18 protein-coding genes are annotated in these 13,229 nt (G+C 69.1%); 8 read left to right on the forward strand and 10 right to left on the reverse strand.

All coding sequences use genetic code 11. From position 1 onward, the window contains the following. Nucleotides 1-28: 28 nt before the first annotated feature. Nucleotides 29-436: a VOC family protein gene (locus ACFCVM_RS17450; protein ID WP_375837994.1), complete on the reverse strand. Its 408-nt coding sequence runs from the start codon at nucleotides 434-436 to the stop codon at nucleotides 29-31. A gap of 29 nt (nucleotides 437-465) precedes the next feature. Between ACFCVM_RS17450 and ACFCVM_RS17455 the strand changes: the two genes are divergently transcribed. Genes ACFCVM_RS17455 through ACFCVM_RS17470 form a run of 4 tightly spaced genes read left to right on the forward strand, consistent with a single transcriptional unit; the run spans nucleotide 466 to nucleotide 2,599 of the window. Then, nucleotides 466-924, forward strand: a complete 459-nt coding sequence (locus tag ACFCVM_RS17455; protein ID WP_375837995.1) for a DNA alkylation repair protein — start codon at nucleotides 466-468, stop codon at nucleotides 922-924. A 49-nt stretch (nucleotides 925-973) separates the two neighbouring features. After that, entirely contained in the window at nucleotides 974-1,240 is a 267-nt protein-coding gene (locus tag ACFCVM_RS17460; protein ID WP_157008894.1) for a hypothetical protein, read from the forward strand. A 10-nt stretch (nucleotides 1,241-1,250) separates the two neighbouring features. Continuing rightward, nucleotides 1,251-1,994: a formylglycine-generating enzyme family protein gene (locus ACFCVM_RS17465; protein WP_375837996.1), complete on the forward strand. Its 744-nt coding sequence runs from the start codon at nucleotides 1,251-1,253 to the stop codon at nucleotides 1,992-1,994. After that, nucleotides 1,976-2,599 (forward strand): hypothetical protein, encoded by a 624-nt coding sequence (locus tag ACFCVM_RS17470; RefSeq protein WP_375837997.1) that lies wholly within the window; start codon nucleotides 1,976-1,978, stop codon nucleotides 2,597-2,599. Before ACFCVM_RS17465 ends, ACFCVM_RS17470 begins: the two co-directional genes overlap by 19 nt. Before the next feature lie 33 nt (nucleotides 2,600-2,632). On the opposite strand, the gene ACFCVM_RS17475 is transcribed toward ACFCVM_RS17470, so the two are convergent. Next, nucleotides 2,633-2,863, reverse strand: coding sequence for a hypothetical protein (locus tag ACFCVM_RS17475; protein ID WP_375837998.1), 231 nt, complete (start codon nucleotides 2,861-2,863; stop codon nucleotides 2,633-2,635). Nucleotides 2,864-2,984: 121 nt separating this feature from the next. On the opposite strand from ACFCVM_RS17475, the gene ACFCVM_RS17480 reads away from it, so the two are divergent. After that, a complete protein-coding gene (locus tag ACFCVM_RS17480; protein WP_375837999.1) occupies nucleotides 2,985-3,767 on the forward strand; it encodes a tyrosine-protein phosphatase in 783 nt (260 codons plus the stop codon). Nucleotides 3,768-3,775: 8 nt separating this feature from the next. Here ACFCVM_RS17480 and ACFCVM_RS17485 read toward each other — a convergent pair whose 3' ends face one another. The 5 genes from ACFCVM_RS17485 to ACFCVM_RS17505 all read right to left on the reverse strand — a co-directional run bounded on the left by ACFCVM_RS17485 (nucleotide 3,776) and on the right by ACFCVM_RS17505 (nucleotide 6,634). Beyond that, nucleotides 3,776-4,501, reverse strand: coding sequence for a lysostaphin resistance A-like protein (locus tag ACFCVM_RS17485; protein ID WP_375838000.1), 726 nt, complete (start codon nucleotides 4,499-4,501; stop codon nucleotides 3,776-3,778). A 107-nt stretch (nucleotides 4,502-4,608) separates the two neighbouring features. Further along, nucleotides 4,609-5,286 carry an SRPBCC domain-containing protein gene (locus tag ACFCVM_RS17490; protein WP_375838001.1) on the reverse strand — a complete coding sequence of 226 codons (678 nt, stop codon included), beginning with the start codon at nucleotides 5,284-5,286 and terminating at the stop codon, nucleotides 4,609-4,611. A gap of 17 nt (nucleotides 5,287-5,303) precedes the next feature. Then, the gene (locus ACFCVM_RS17495; RefSeq protein ID WP_375838002.1) at nucleotides 5,304-5,711 is read right to left on the reverse strand and encodes an ArsR/SmtB family transcription factor; all 408 of its coding nucleotides are present in this window, start codon (nucleotides 5,709-5,711) and stop codon (nucleotides 5,304-5,306) included. 136 nt (nucleotides 5,712-5,847) lie between these two features. After that, nucleotides 5,848-6,189, reverse strand: coding sequence for a RidA family protein (locus ACFCVM_RS17500; protein ID WP_375838003.1), 342 nt, complete (start codon nucleotides 6,187-6,189; stop codon nucleotides 5,848-5,850). A 58-nt stretch (nucleotides 6,190-6,247) separates the two neighbouring features. Next, the gene (locus ACFCVM_RS17505) at nucleotides 6,248-6,634 is read right to left on the reverse strand and encodes a TIGR03618 family F420-dependent PPOX class oxidoreductase (RefSeq protein WP_375838004.1); all 387 of its coding nucleotides are present in this window, start codon (nucleotides 6,632-6,634) and stop codon (nucleotides 6,248-6,250) included. 152 nt (nucleotides 6,635-6,786) lie between these two features. Between ACFCVM_RS17505 and ACFCVM_RS17510 the strand changes: the two genes are divergently transcribed. Then, a complete protein-coding gene (locus ACFCVM_RS17510; RefSeq protein ID WP_375838005.1) occupies nucleotides 6,787-7,239 on the forward strand; it encodes a hypothetical protein in 453 nt (150 codons plus the stop codon). Nucleotides 7,240-7,419: 180 nt separating this feature from the next. On the opposite strand, the gene ACFCVM_RS17515 is transcribed toward ACFCVM_RS17510, so the two are convergent. Further along, on the reverse strand, nucleotides 7,420-8,511 hold the full coding sequence (locus ACFCVM_RS17515) for a hypothetical protein (protein WP_375838006.1): 1,092 nt from the start codon (nucleotides 8,509-8,511) through the stop codon (nucleotides 7,420-7,422). Nucleotides 8,512-8,881: 370 nt separating this feature from the next. Between ACFCVM_RS17515 and ACFCVM_RS17520 the strand changes: the two genes are divergently transcribed. Next, on the forward strand, nucleotides 8,882-9,748 hold the full coding sequence (locus ACFCVM_RS17520) for a GyrI-like domain-containing protein (protein ID WP_375838007.1): 867 nt from the start codon (nucleotides 8,882-8,884) through the stop codon (nucleotides 9,746-9,748). Between the two features lie 19 nt (nucleotides 9,749-9,767). Here ACFCVM_RS17520 and ACFCVM_RS17525 read toward each other — a convergent pair whose 3' ends face one another. Together ACFCVM_RS17525 and ACFCVM_RS17530 are read right to left on the reverse strand one after the other, a co-directional pair. Beyond that, nucleotides 9,768-11,537 (reverse strand): L-aspartate oxidase, encoded by a 1,770-nt coding sequence (locus ACFCVM_RS17525; protein WP_375838008.1) that lies wholly within the window; start codon nucleotides 11,535-11,537, stop codon nucleotides 9,768-9,770. A 117-nt stretch (nucleotides 11,538-11,654) separates the two neighbouring features. Further along, nucleotides 11,655-12,083: a winged helix-turn-helix transcriptional regulator gene (locus ACFCVM_RS17530; RefSeq protein ID WP_375838009.1), complete on the reverse strand. Its 429-nt coding sequence runs from the start codon at nucleotides 12,081-12,083 to the stop codon at nucleotides 11,655-11,657. A 135-nt stretch (nucleotides 12,084-12,218) separates the two neighbouring features. Between ACFCVM_RS17530 and ACFCVM_RS17535 the strand changes: the two genes are divergently transcribed. Beyond that, nucleotides 12,219-13,169 (forward strand): LysR family transcriptional regulator, encoded by a 951-nt coding sequence (locus tag ACFCVM_RS17535; RefSeq protein WP_375838010.1) that lies wholly within the window; start codon nucleotides 12,219-12,221, stop codon nucleotides 13,167-13,169. Nucleotides 13,170-13,229 lie beyond the last annotated feature (60 nt).

Here is a 13,229-nt window from a genome sequence, read left to right on the forward strand (position 1 = left end):
AAGCCGCCATGTCTGTCGCAACTGCGATTCAGTCGGAGACCGCTGCTTTCGGCGGGTTGAACATGAACTCGAAGCGGATGCCGTTGTCGTCTTCGACGAACGACGCGTAGTAGCGGTCGCTGAATCGAGTGAAGACCTTCGGGTCGCGCACGGATGTCCAGCCGGCGTCGACGGCGATCGCGTGCAGGCGATCGACCTCCTCGCGCGAGCCGACGGGGAAGGCGAGGTGCTGCCATCCGATGCGGCCGTGGCGGTGCGGCCCGCTGCCCGGTTCACGGGTGGGGAAGAGGATGAGCTCGTCCTCGCCTTTGTACCAGGACACTCCGTTGTCGGCATCCTGCCGCGTGCAGCCGAGTGCCACCATCACTGGATCGAACTGGGCGATCGAGCGGGGGAGGTCTTCAACGGAGAGTCCGAGATGGTCGAAGAGGCGCATTCGGCCATCTTATGGGGGAGCATTTCAGGGTGACCACGCCCGCAGCAGAGTTCATCGACCGTACCCTCCGTGCGGAGGCATCGGAGGAGCGCGCGATCGTGGATGCCGCACGCATCGGCGGCGGTCTGCGGTTCTACGGTGCTTCGGTGGGCGCAGTGCGCGGCGCTGTGAGAGACGCGCGGCGGCGGCATCCGGAACTGTCTCATGACGAGGTCGCCGCGCTCGCGTCGGAATTGTGGGCCGAGCCGGTGTTCGAGCGCCGGCTCGCCGCGGTCGTACTCCTCCAGGGCCAGGTGCCAACGCTGCTCGCGAGCGACTTCACCCGTCTCGAGCAGCTGCTCCGATCGGCGGGGGTGCGAGAACTCGTCGATCCGCTCGTCGCCGACGTCGTGCGGCCGCTGCTCGAGCGGCTGCAAGGTGCCGATGCGGCTCGGGCGCGGCGCATCGTCGAACGGTGGGCGCGCGAGGGCTTGCTGCCGCGACCATGAGTGCAGCGGGTCTCACGGACTGCGGGCTGCAGACACGAGATACTGAAGCATGTCCTCCTCAGTTGATCGCCGCAATCCAACGGCCTGGGCCGCGTTCTGGTTCGCGCTGGCCGGCCTCGTGCTCATGCCCATCCCGCTGTTCATCGGTCTGATCGTCGGCGGCGCCCTCTCGATCGTCGCCGCGATCCTCGCTGTGATCGCCCTTCTCAAGGGGCTCGCGCGCAGCGGCAAGGGCATCGCACCCGTTGTGTTCGCCGCGATCTTCATCGCGCTCACCTGGGGCGGCATCTCGGTCGGGGGTGGCACCGTCTGGTAGGGGGCCGACGGTGACGGACATCGAGATGGCGAGCATCGGCGGCGGCACCGTCGCCCTGCACGACGCCCGCCGCAAGGTGCGCTGGAGCGTCGAGCTCGAGCCGTTCGAGATCGGCGTGTACCCCGTGACGCAGGAGCAGCTCGCCGAGCTGCTCGGCGAGACGGCGAGGCATCCGCGGCGGCCGGCGACCGACGTGAGCTGGCTGCGGGCCGTTCGGTTCTGCAACGCGGCATCGGAGTGGGAAGGGCTCGAGCCGGCCTACATGTACGACGGAGAAGACGTCACCTGGCACATCGACGCCGACGGCTTTCGCCTGCCGACCGAGGCCGAGTGGGAGTTCGCCTGCCGCGCAGGGTCGACGCGCCCGCACTACGGCCCGCTCGACGAGGTCGCCTGGACGAGCGCCGACGGCGTGACGCATCCGCAAGACGTGGGCGGGAAGCATCCGAACCTCAACGGGCTGTTCGACACCCTCGGCAACGTGTGGGAGTGGTGCTGGGATCTGCTCGACCCGGCCCGCTACGACGAGTACCGCGTGTTCCGCGGCGGGGGATACGCCGACGACGCCTGGAGTGTGCGAGCGTCGGTGCGCCGGGGCGGCGCGCCGCGCATGCACCACGAGGACGTCGGATTCCGTGTCGCGCGCGGCGGCTTCGATGCGATGGATGCCGCGCAGGGCTGGTCGGCGGCGGCGGACCTGGAGCGAGCGGCGATCGACGGCCCGCTGCCGTCGGGGTGGACCCCGCGGAGCTGACGTCGGGGCCGAAGCTGTTCGCCGCGCGCTCGCCAGAAGGCCCCGTTGCGTGGGAATCTGTGTGCATGGGCGAAGAGGCCGCGCATTCTCGTCGTACCGCTGCGGAGGCGGCAGCACGCCCCGTGAGGTTCGTGCTCGACGCCTACAACACCGAGCACGCCGTCTACGGGTTGGTGCTCGTCACGGCACTCATCACCGTCGGGTGGAAGTTCGACACCGACCTCGAAGTGCTGCTGTTCATCGTCGGCACGGTCGGCGTGTTCTGGCTGACGCACATCTATGCCGTCGTCGTTGCGAGCCGGCGCACCGCAGAGGGGCGTGCGGTTCCCATCGGCCGGGCCGTTGCTCGCTCTGCCTCGCGATCGGTCGGGATGCTGCTGGCCATGCTGCTGCCGGTCCTGGCGCTTGCCCTCGCGACGCTGGGATGGGTCGACGAGTATGTCGCGTACTACATCGCCCTGTGCGTCGGGATCGTCAGTCTGGCCGTCATCGGCTGGGTCAATTCCGAGCGAAACCGCGGCGCCTGGTACTTCCGGCTGCTCAGTGCAGTGATCACGACGGTTCTGGGACTCGCGGTCATCTGGCTGAGCTCGCTCGTGCACTGATCAGGCCCGCGGCGATCGTGGCTGCCACCCCGCTCAAGCGGAGGCGAGAGCGATCGTTCCCCCGACGATGAAGAAGGCGCCGGAGAGGACGCCGGCGACGCCCCCGAGAACCATGTAGAGCCCGCTCCGCACGCGAAACCAGGTCGCATCCAACGGAGAGACGTTGTCTGCAAGCCAGTCGGCGATTCTGTGTCGGCCCACGATCAACACCGGCGCAACACACACCTGGATGATTCCTGCGATGAGCAATGCTGTCGGGGTCACGATGCGGAGCTTACGGCTGCGCTCGAGCCGAGCGCCACTCGTCTCGCACCGATCCGTCGATAGTCTGACTGGACGACTGGGGAGAGGGCCGTACGCGATGGACTTGAGTTCTGTTCTGCAAGTGACGCACAACGCACGTGAGCTCGGCGGCGTTCCGTTGGCGGGCGGCGGCACGCTGGCCTCCGGGGTCCTGTTCCGGTCGGATGCGCTCTCGGGGCTGACAGACGAGGGGCTTCGAGCCCTTCGCGAGCTGCGCATCGGCACGGTGATCGATCTGCGAACCGATGGGGAACGGGCGCGGTCTGCTGATGTGCTTCCGCAGGACGACAGCGTGAAGCTGGTCCCGTTGCCGGTGCAGGGCGGTGCCATGGACGAGATGGTGCAGCACCTGCTGCCGTCGGGTGTCGGAGGCTCACCGTCTGCCGCGCAGGTCTCCGAGATCGTCGAGCAGGTGCCGACGCTCGAAGACCTGTACGTCGCCATCCTCAGCAGCAGCGCGCCCCAGTTCGCTGAACTGGGGCGCGCCGTCGTCGCTGCGGCGAGCACCGACCGGCCCGGCGTGCTGTTCCACTGCACGGCGGGGAAGGACCGGACAGGTCTCGCGGCAGCGCTGCTCATGCTCCTCGCCGGGGTGCGTCGCGAGGCGATCGTCGACGACTACACGCTGACCCAGCAGAATCTCGCCGGCGGGTTCGCCGACGCGCTGACCGGCCTCATCACCGCAATCGGGGTGCCGCTCACCCCGCGGCTGAAGACGCTCGCAACCGAAGCGCCCGCGTCGGCGATCGAGGCCGCACTCGACTGGATCGAGTCGGAGCACGGCGACGCTTCGGGCTACCTCCGCGCCGGCGGCATGACCCTCGCGGAGGTCGAGGCGCTCACGAAGGTGCTCCGCTCGGCATAGCGGGAAAGTCAGGCCAGGAGCCCGTACGCGGTGGCAGTCGCGACGACGTTCGACGCCGCGTGCACGACGATCGACGGCGCGGTGCGGCGGGTGGCCATCGCCAGTGCTCCGAACACGATGCCCGAGAACAACGTCGCCGCGGCGAGGCTGACGCCGTTGACGCCGCCGAGCACCTGCGGAAGGTGGAGGGAGGCGAAGATCACTGCGGTGATGAGCACGGCCGCATTCGTCGCCCGGTAGCTGCGGTCCTGGTCGGGTGCGTAGCCGTCGAACCAGCGCTTCAGCGAGGGCTGCAGCATTCCGCGGAAGACGACCTCTTCGATGAACGGGGCGCTGACGATGGCGAGGAAGGTCATCGGCACCCAGATCGCCGGGTCGGGGGTGACGATCACGTTCGTGTCGGATCCGCCGGGGTCGCCGAAGATCATCAGGGCGATGGAGATGAAGAACGGCTCCGCGAACCAGATCACGGCGAACGCCACCGGGATCGCCAGCAGATCGATCCACCTGAATGACAACCCGTAGTCGCGGATGAGGCTGCCGGATCCCCACCGTCGCGAGACGACGACGATCCAGCCGACGATGAGCACCGGCATGGCGAAGTTCACCGCCAACCAGACCGGGTAGCTCATCACCTCGATCGGAATGATCGACGGCCCGAGGATGCAGACGACGAAGATTCCGACGCCGACGAGGGCATGAGGAAGACCCCATCGGCGGGTCGACGGGGTCACGGGTGCGGGAGCCGGGGCGGGCGGCGCTGATTTGTCTACGACGATGACCGTACCGGAACCTGAGACCGGGCGCACGGCCTGGTTTCCTCCCGCCGTGCGTCGTGGGATCAGCCCATCTCTGGCGGCGGCACCTCGCCGATGTACATGCCGTAGGTGCGGTCGGCGGCGGCCTTCGCGACATCCGCTGCGGTGCCGCCCTCGTGCTGTGCCGCAGCCCACGCGTCGGCCGAGCGTCGCATGAACGACTTGCCCTCGTCGGTCACGACCCACGCCGCCGCCTCTTCAGGGGCGATGCCGCCGTCGCCACCGGCGAAGTGCAGGGCGAGGCCGAGCAGGCCCTGGTCCCAGCCGATGCCGGTCGCGCTGGGGCCGAACTGCTCCCAGAAGCCCTCGGGGATACTTGCGGCGGTGGCGACGTTCTCGAGCTCGAGGCGAGTGGACGAGGCATCCACCGCGATGAGCCTGACGTTCACGATCGCGGGCTCGGCCATGCCCATGCCCCAGGTGACGGTGAAGCCGGCGCGGCCGCCCGCCGGCGGATCGCAGCGCCGGATCTCGCCGCCCGCATTGCCCTCGAACTGGTAGCTGCCGCCGAGTCGAAGATCGCCGCTGATCGGGAGGAACCAGCGCGGGATGCGCTCGGCAGAGGTCACGGCATCCCACACGTCGTCGATGGGGGACGGGTAGGTCTGGGCGAGCATCTGCACGTAGGCGAGCGCATCGTCGACCTCTTTCGTCTCGATGCGGCGGGTGACGGCGTCGATCTGGGCGTTGATGTCAACCATTTCGGTGCTCCTTCCGTTCACCGTCGCGGCGGGTCGACGGGTGTCGTCGGGCCGCCGTTCGGGGATGAATCGTTCTGCTCGCGTTCGGCCCCGGCCGCCTTCCGTTGCGCCAGTCGGCCCCGAGCGAGCTCGGTGCCGAGGGCGTCGAGCTTCGGTTGCCAGAAGCTTCGGAACGTGTCGAACCAGGCGTCGGCCTGAGCCAGCGGTTTGGGGTCGACGGCGTACAGTCGCCGTGCCCCGTCGGGTCGCACGGTCACGAAGCCCGACTCGCGCAGTACGCGCAGGTGCTGCGAGACCGCGGGCTGCGAGATGCCGAACTCCGCTTGGATGACGCGGCCGACGTCGCCGGCCGGTGCCTCGCCATCGGCGATCAGTTCGAGGATGCGGCGTCGTACCGGATCTCCGAGAACATCGAGCGCGTGCATACCGGCATGATTGCACCGCCACTTATATAAGTCAAGTCTTAAGATTAGGGTGCGGCGTGCCACCGATCGATCGTGAACAGACGAGGGGCCGGATGCCTCGTGGCATCCGGCCCCTCGTCTCGGGAACGCGGCCCGATCAGATCGCGGCGGTGACCGCGAACTCGACGAAGAAATCGGGGGTGGCGAGCTTCGCCTCGACCGTCGCTCGAGCAGGCGGGTTGGCGCCGTCGACCCAGGTGTCCCACACCGAGTTCATGTCGGCGAAGGTCGCGATGTCGGCGAGGTAGATGGTGACGCTGAGCAGCTTGGACTTGTCGGTGCCGACCGTCGCGAGCAGCTCGTCGACACGCTGCAGGGCGGCCCGGCTCTGCTCGACGACGGTGGCGCCTTCGGCGACCTGGCCGGCGAGGTAGACCGTGTCGCCGTGGACGACCGCCTGGCTCATGCGGGGGCCGGGCTCGATGCGCTGAATGCTCACAGCAACTCCTTGTGTTCGGGGGTGAATGAACAGGCTACCGAGACAGCGACCGTCGGCGTCAGCCGTCGCTCGCGCGCATCCCGGCCGAGCCGAGCACTCGCTCGACAGTGAGCTCGAGCACGACCCGCTCCGGGTTCGGGCGCGGCTGCCGGTAGCGCGCGGCGTAGAGCTCGACCGCGAGGGCCACCGATTCGGGATCGCTGTGAACGCGAGCCGCACCTTCGAAGCTGATCCAGCGCCCGCCGTCGACCGTGTTGACGCTGGCTCGGCCGCTGCGCTCGGCATTGACGAACTTCTGCGAGCCGCCGCCCCCGATGATGCGCACGACTCCGTCGAGGTAGGTGATGCCGACCGGCACCGAGTGGATGCGCCCGTGCCGGTCGAGGGTCGAGAGCGTAGCGAGGTGGTACTCCGAGAGGAACTCTCGCGCGGTGTCGGTCAGCACTTCGCGCCTTTCGTGCAGAGATACGGCGGTGTGCCGGGATCAGGCCCTCACCGAGTCTACGAAAGGGTCGGATGCCGCTTGCATCCGCCCTTCGTCGAGCAACGGCACCCTGCGCTCGAGGCGACGTCGGTGCGCGGCACTACGCTCGCCGCATGGGTATCCTCTTCGACTACTTCACTGCACCCGATGACGCCGGAGCGGCGTCGATTCTGGAGCATGGGCCGCTCGGACCGGGCAGCGAACCGGTCTTCCCGACGGTGAGCACGAAAGGCATCGATCCGGCCGTGGGGCTCGGCACCGCGGCCGCGCTGTTGACGGGCCGCACGTTCGACGAGATCCTCGCCGACTCGGCGGATTCGGGCCCGATCGCCGAAGACGGCGACGGCACGATCTTCGTGATCGAGGTCGACGACGTGGTGACCGAGGCGATCGCCGACGCCGACGAGTCACGATTGCGCGAGGTCGCCGTGCCGTGGGCGCAGGCCGAGGAGTTCGGCGGTCACGCCGACCCCGCCGACCTCGCGGAGTTCCTCATCGCGATCAGGTCGATCGCGCTGACGGCGCGTTCCGACGGAGCCGGGCTCTATTGCTGGATCTGCATCTAGCGACCGATCCGCCGGCGGGTCTTCGGACCGCCGCCGGGTCGAAGGCCGGGCGCCGCGTGCAACGTGATCGCCCCGTCTCCGAAGCACGTGCGCCGGCCCGGTTGATCGAGCGCGCCATCGCTCCGAACGAGTGAATACGGCGCGACCGGCTGAGCGCGGCGCGAGGCCGACCGGTCGTGGCTACCTGCCGTCGACGATGGACATGAAGCCTGCGAAGGCGAAGATGCCCGGCACCGCGTAGAGGAACGTGAGCAGCGCGAACCAGCCGACGGCGGCCAGGATGGACCAGACCCCCGTGCGCCGGTCGCGGATGTCGAGCCGTCGGCCGTCGGGCCCGATGATCGCTCGCGGTTCGATCCACCGAGCCTTCGGGTCCTTGCGCGCGGCCGCGATCTTCGCGAGCACCCTCGGAACCTCCTGGCCCGGCACGCGCTCGTCGAGATAGCGTCGTGATTTCGCGATGATGCGCGGAGCCACGGTCGTGAGGATCGCGAGAGCGGACTCCCACGTCTCGGCTTCGGCGAAATCTGCGGCGCCGGGGATGAAGAAGACGAGGGTGTCGTCGACGATCTCGACGTTGTAGCGGGCTGCATCGTCGATGAGCGCGGCCATGACGTCGGGAGTGAGCACGTAGAGCGCCTCCCTCCCGTATGCATGCGGCGCGTACACGTGGAACCACCGGTCGAAGTCGCCCTCCAGCGACATCCGCTGCTCGCGTTCGAAACCGACGGGCAGGTCGCCGCTGATGCGGCCGTTGGATGTCGCATCCAGGATGAGGTGCGGCAGCGGCGACGGCAGCTCGACGGCGAGGTAGTGCCATTCGCCCGAGCGACCCGAGCTGCGGTAGCTGAGGTTGCCGATCTCGACGCCCGGTGCCACGAATCGGGGGTATTCGCGAACGGCGGTGCGTTCGAGGCTGATGATCGAGGAGAACGTCGCGACGGGGCTCGGCTCCGGTTCGAAGCCGTTGGCCAGGGCGGTCAGCGTCTGCCGCCACTCCTTCATCCGTGCGCGCGGCGACGGCGGCTGCTGCGCCCAGCGCCGCAGCAGGTACGCGCCGAGGAGCCAGACGGCGAGGATGGCGATCGCGATGACCAGTTCGCCGATGTCCGCGGCGGTGGCCTGACGGACTTCGTAAAGGTGGACGCGCATGCCGATGGCCATGAAGACGAAGCAGAGGTACCAGAGGATCAGGCAGTCGTTGACGTGCACGAGCACCTGCCGCTTCGTCGGCACCCAGGTCGGGCGTGACTCGCGGCGAATGGTCGCCATCGCGGCGGCCACCTCGCGTTCCGATGCCCGCAGCCATCGCAGATCGGGGGTCGTTGTGATGGTCGTCGTGTTCGAGGAGGCAGACGGCGCGTCGTTCATGCGCTGGGGCCGACGAGTTCGGTGGCGGGAACCGGCGGGTGGCACATGTGCATTCCTGAAGTTGCTCGGGCGCGAGGCGAAAGCTCCAGTAGATCACGCGCGGGCGCTCGGGAGATCAGGCGCGCGCCGGTCGTGAACGACGGCGGCCGATCGCGCAGCCGGAGGACGCGGCGGCGCCGAAGGAGCCGAATCGGAGTCCGATCGAACCGAACCGCGATAGTTGGGTGTGGGCGCGGGCCGATGACGAGGCTTGGTGTCGAAGGAGGCAATCGTGATCGCAGTGCTGAACCGGATGATCGACCTCATCGAGGAGCACCTCACCGAGGAGATCGACATCGCCGGACTGACGGCCGGTCTCGGCATCACCGAGTATCACGTTCGCCGGATGTTCTCATCGCTGGCGGGCATGCCGTTGTCCGAGTACATCAGGCGACGGCGGATGACCGTCGCCGCGGCAGACGTGCTCGACGGCCGAGACCTGCTGGGAACAGCGGTGCGCTTCGGCTACGGCTCCGCAGAGGCGTTCAGCCGAGCCTTTCGGGCAGTGCACGGCATCAGTCCGGGCGACGCGCGGCGAGACGGTGGCCCCCTTCGCACACAACCGCAGCTCAGGTTCCGCCTGACCATAGAAGGGAACACCACGATGGAGACCCGCATCGCAGATCGACCGGCATTCCGGCTCGTCGGCCACGCAGCTCGCGTGCCGCTCATCCACCAGGGCCCGAATCCGCACATCCAAGCCCACATCGCCTCGCTGCCCGAAGCGGAGCACCTTCGCCTCAAGGCGCTGAGCGACACCGAGCCGGCAGGACTTCTGCAGGTCAGCGCCGACGTCGACCCCGATGCCACCGAGGGAAGCGAGTTGACCTACCTCCACGGCGTCGCCGCCAGCGAATCAACGCCGGTGCCGGCGGATCTCGATGCGATCGAGGTTCCGGCCGGCACCTGGGCGGTGTTCCGCACGGCCGGCCCCTATCCGGCGGCGCTCCAATCCACGTGGGCGGCGACGGCCTCGGAGTGGTTCCCATCGAACCCGTGGCAGCTGAGGCCCGGCCCGTCGATGGTGGCCATCCTCGACCGCGCCGCCGACTTCAGCACGGCGACGACCGAGCTGTGGCTGCCGGTGGAACGCGCCTGACGAGTGCGGGCGCGACCGTCTACTCGACGAGCTTGCCCGCCACCGAGACCTCCTCGCGCATGAGCGCGGCGATCTCCTCCGGGATCGGCGGGATCGCCTCGCGGGTCACGCCGGTCGACGGCGACCACACGAGGTTGACCTGCAGTGCGGCATCCGCCTCGGGGTAGTCGCTGCGGTTGTGGCAGCCGCGGGTCTCACGCCGCTCGAGCGCCGCAGCCAGGGTGGCGCGGGCGGCGAGCGCAGCCGACTTCAGGTCGAAGGCGTGCGCGAGGTCCTGATATCCGGCGATGTCGGGATGCACGCCGATGTCGGCCATGCGCGCCTCGATCGCGTCGAGCTCGTCGAGTCCGGCGAGGAGGCCGGCCTCGTCGCGCACGACGCCGGCGTGCTCGGTCATGGTGTTGCGGATGGCGCGCTGCAGGGCCCGCACGTTCTCGGTGCCGTCGGCGGCGAGCAGGCCGGTGATCTCGTCGCGCGCGGTCTGCACCGCGGTGGCCGAGCGCTGCTGCGCCGAGAGCCCGGCCGAGTATGCGGCCGCAGCCCGGCCCACGATGCGTCCGAAGACGAGCAGTTCGATGAGCGAGTTGCCGCCCAGCCGGTTGGCGCCGTGCAGGCCAGATGATGCCTCGCCGATCGCGTAGAGCCCGGGGACATCCGTGCCGTGGTCGTCGGGGCGCACCCACACGCCGCCCATCGAGTAGTGCGCGGTGGGCGCGATCTCGATCGGCTCCTTCGTGATGTCGAGCATCTGCAGCTCGAGCATGGTCTGGTAGACGCGGGGGAGGCGCTGCATGATCGTCTCGCGGGGCAGGTGCGAGACATCCAGCCAGACGCCGCCGTTGGGGGTGCCGCGCCCCTCCTTGATCTCGGTGTAGCAGGCGAGGGCGACGCGGTCGCGGGTCGAGAGCTCGAGGCGGTCGGGGTCGTACTTGTGCATGAAGCGCTCGCCGAGGCCGTTGGTGAGGATGCCGCCCTCGCCGCGCGCCGCCTCGCTGATGAGGGTGCCGGCCGCGTTCTCGGGCTCGATGATGCCCGATGGGTGGAACTGCACGAGCTCTGGGTCTCGGAGGCGCCCGCCGGCCTCGACGGCCAGGCGGAACGAGTCGCCCGTGTTCTCGTCGCGCCGCGACGAGGTGCGCCGCCAGATGCGGTTGTGGCCGCCCGCGGCGAGGATGACCGCGTCGGCGTGGATGAGGTAGCGCGTGCCGTCTTCGAGGTCGAAGCCGTAGGCGCCGAACACGGCGCCGTCGTCGTTCACGAGGATGCGCGTGACGTAGACCGTGTCGAGGATCGGTACGTTCAGCTGCGCGGCCCGGTTGACGAGCGTGCGCTGGATCTCGAGCCCCGTGTAGTCGCCCGCGAAGGCGGTGCGACGGTAGGTGTGCGCGCCGAAGAAGCGCTGCGAGATGCGGCCGTCGTCTTCTCGGGCGAACGGCATGCCGTAGCGCTCGAGGTCCTCGATGCCCTGGGCCGCGCCCGAGGTGACGATCTCGACCGTGTGCGGGTTGGCGAGCAGGTAGCTCTCCTTGAGCGTGTCGGCGGCGTGCTGCTGCCAGCTGTCGTCGGCGTCCATCGTGGCGAGGGCGGCGTTGATGCCGCCGGCCGCGAGCGAGGTGTGCGCGTCGGACTTGGGGCGCTTGCCGAGGGCGAGTACGTCGACGCCCGCCTCGGCGAGTTCGATGGCGGCGCGAAGGCCGGATCCGCCGGTGCCGATGACGAGGACGGTGGTGGAGATCTGGCGCTCTGCAGGGGTGCTGCCCGAGTTGCTGGGCGTGCTGGGGGTGGTCATGCCGTCAACGCTAGGTTCGCGCCTGCGATTACTCCAATGCATATAAGTCGTGGAAACCATGCATATGGGCTATCGAAAACTGCGCCCAGCTGTCGCCGGGTTCCGGATGCCGCGGGCTCAGTGCTCGTCGTCGAACGCGTCTCGCGCGTTGAGGATGTCGTCGTGATGCGCGGCGGCCCACCGTGCGAGTTCGATGACCGGCACGGAGAGGGAACGGCCGAGCTCCGTCGCCGCGTACTCGACCCGCGGCGGGATCTCGGGATAGCTCGTGCGCGTGACCAGGCCGTCGCGCTCGAGGCTTCGCAGGGTCTGGGTGAGCATGCGGTGCGAGATGCCGTCGATCTTGCGCTGCAGCTCGGTGAACCGCAGCGGGCCGTCGTGCAGCACGCCGATGACGAGCATGCTCCACTTGTCGCCGACGCGGGCGAGCAGTTCGCGGATGACGCGGCTGGCGGGGTTGTCGACGCTGCACGCCTCGGTGCCTTCATGTCCCGGCGCTGCGTCGACGGGGAGGGTCGAGAGCACGCGGATGGGGTCGTTCGTCATGCGTGGCCTCCAGATGCCGGGATCTTCCGGACGATATCAGTTCGTGCGTCACGCACCCTGGGTAACCAGCCGCGGTCGGGTCCGCATCCGCCGATCGCATGGATGTCTCCGCGACCATGCGCCTAGGCTCTCGATATGAACCTCGAGCAATTGCGCAGCTTCGTCGCGGTGGCCCGGTTCGGCAACTTCACGAGGGCCGCTGAGGAGCTCTACCTCGCGCAGCCCTCGCTGAGCCGCCAGATCGCCGCCCTCGAGCACGATCTCGGCACCGAGCTCTTCCACCGCGCCCGTGGCGGCAGCACGTTGACGACCGCGGGGGAGTCGCTCCTGCCGCTCGCCCGCCGCATGCTCGCCGACGCCGAGTCGGTCAGGCGCGAGCTCGCGGAGCTGGCCGGTCTCGAGCGCGGTCGGGTGCGCCTCGGCGCCACGCCCACCCTGTGCATCAGCCTCGTCGCCGAGGTGCTGAGCGCGTTCCACGCGGAGCATCCGGGCATCGAACTGCACCTCTCGGAACAGGGGTCGCGCAGGCTCCTCGACGAACTCGCGAGCGGCGAGCTCGACCTCGCACTCATCACCACGTCGGACGCCGCGACCGCGGAGCGCTTCACCGTGACGCCGTTGCTCGTCGAGGAGCTCGTGGTGGTCTCGTCGGCCGGCGCGCCGCCGGTCACGACGCGAGCCACGATCGAGCTGGCGGATGTCGCGGCGTTGCCGCAGATCGTCTTCAGCTCGAGCTACGACCTGCGCAGCGCCACCGACGCGGCGTTCCGCGCGGCCGGCCTCACGCCCGACGTCGTGCTCGAGGGCGCCGAGATGGACGCCGTAGTGCGGTTCGTCGAGCGCGGGCTCGGCGTCGCGATCGTTCCCGCGATGGTGCTCATCGACCGGCCCGGCCTGCGATCGGTGCGGCTCGGAGCGCCGACACTCGAGCGCACGATCAGCGTCGCCCGCCCTGCCGACGTCGCGCCGACCGCGGCGGTCGAGGTCATGCGGCACACGATCACCGCGAGCGCGACGGCGTTCGCGGCCAGGGCCGGGGAGACGATGCGGCTCGCAGGGGTGAGCGGCGGGCCGTCTCCAGCCTGATCATCGAACCATCGGCGATGGGGGATGCTGACGAAGGGGATGCGCCCCTGTGAGCGTTTC

Origin of the sequence: Agromyces sp. NPDC056389 (genome assembly GCF_042262385.1) — a bacterium.
GTDB lineage: Bacteria > Actinomycetota > Actinomycetes > Actinomycetales > Microbacteriaceae > Agromyces.

What these genes read in the sequence shown, in the direction of transcription:
- ACFCVM_RS17510 (WP_375838005.1), top strand. Translation starts at nt 6,787, where the DNA reads ATGGGTATCCTCTTCGACTACTTCACTGCACCCGATGACGCCGGAGCG.
- ACFCVM_RS17515 (WP_375838006.1), bottom strand. Translation starts at nt 8,511, where the DNA reads ATGGCGACCATTCGCCGCGAGTCACGCCCGACCTGGGTGCCGACGAAG.
- ACFCVM_RS17525 (WP_375838008.1), bottom strand. Translation starts at nt 11,537, where the DNA reads ATGACCACCCCCAGCACGCCCAGCAACTCGGGCAGCACCCCTGCAGAG.
- ACFCVM_RS17460 (WP_157008894.1), top strand. Translation starts at nt 974, where the DNA reads ATGTCCTCCTCAGTTGATCGCCGCAATCCAACGGCCTGGGCCGCGTTC.
- ACFCVM_RS17495 (WP_375838002.1), bottom strand. Translation starts at nt 5,711, where the DNA reads ATGCACGCGCTCGATGTTCTCGGAGATCCGGTACGACGCCGCATCCTC.
- ACFCVM_RS17530 (WP_375838009.1), bottom strand. Translation starts at nt 12,083, where the DNA reads ATGACGAACGACCCCATCCGCGTGCTCTCGACCCTCCCCGTCGACGCA.
- ACFCVM_RS17490 (WP_375838001.1), bottom strand. Translation starts at nt 5,286, where the DNA reads ATGGTTGACATCAACGCCCAGATCGACGCCGTCACCCGCCGCATCGAG.
- ACFCVM_RS17450 (WP_375837994.1), bottom strand. Translation starts at nt 436, where the DNA reads ATGCGCCTCTTCGACCATCTCGGACTCTCCGTTGAAGACCTCCCCCGC.
- ACFCVM_RS17535 (WP_375838010.1), top strand. Translation starts at nt 12,219, where the DNA reads ATGAACCTCGAGCAATTGCGCAGCTTCGTCGCGGTGGCCCGGTTCGGC.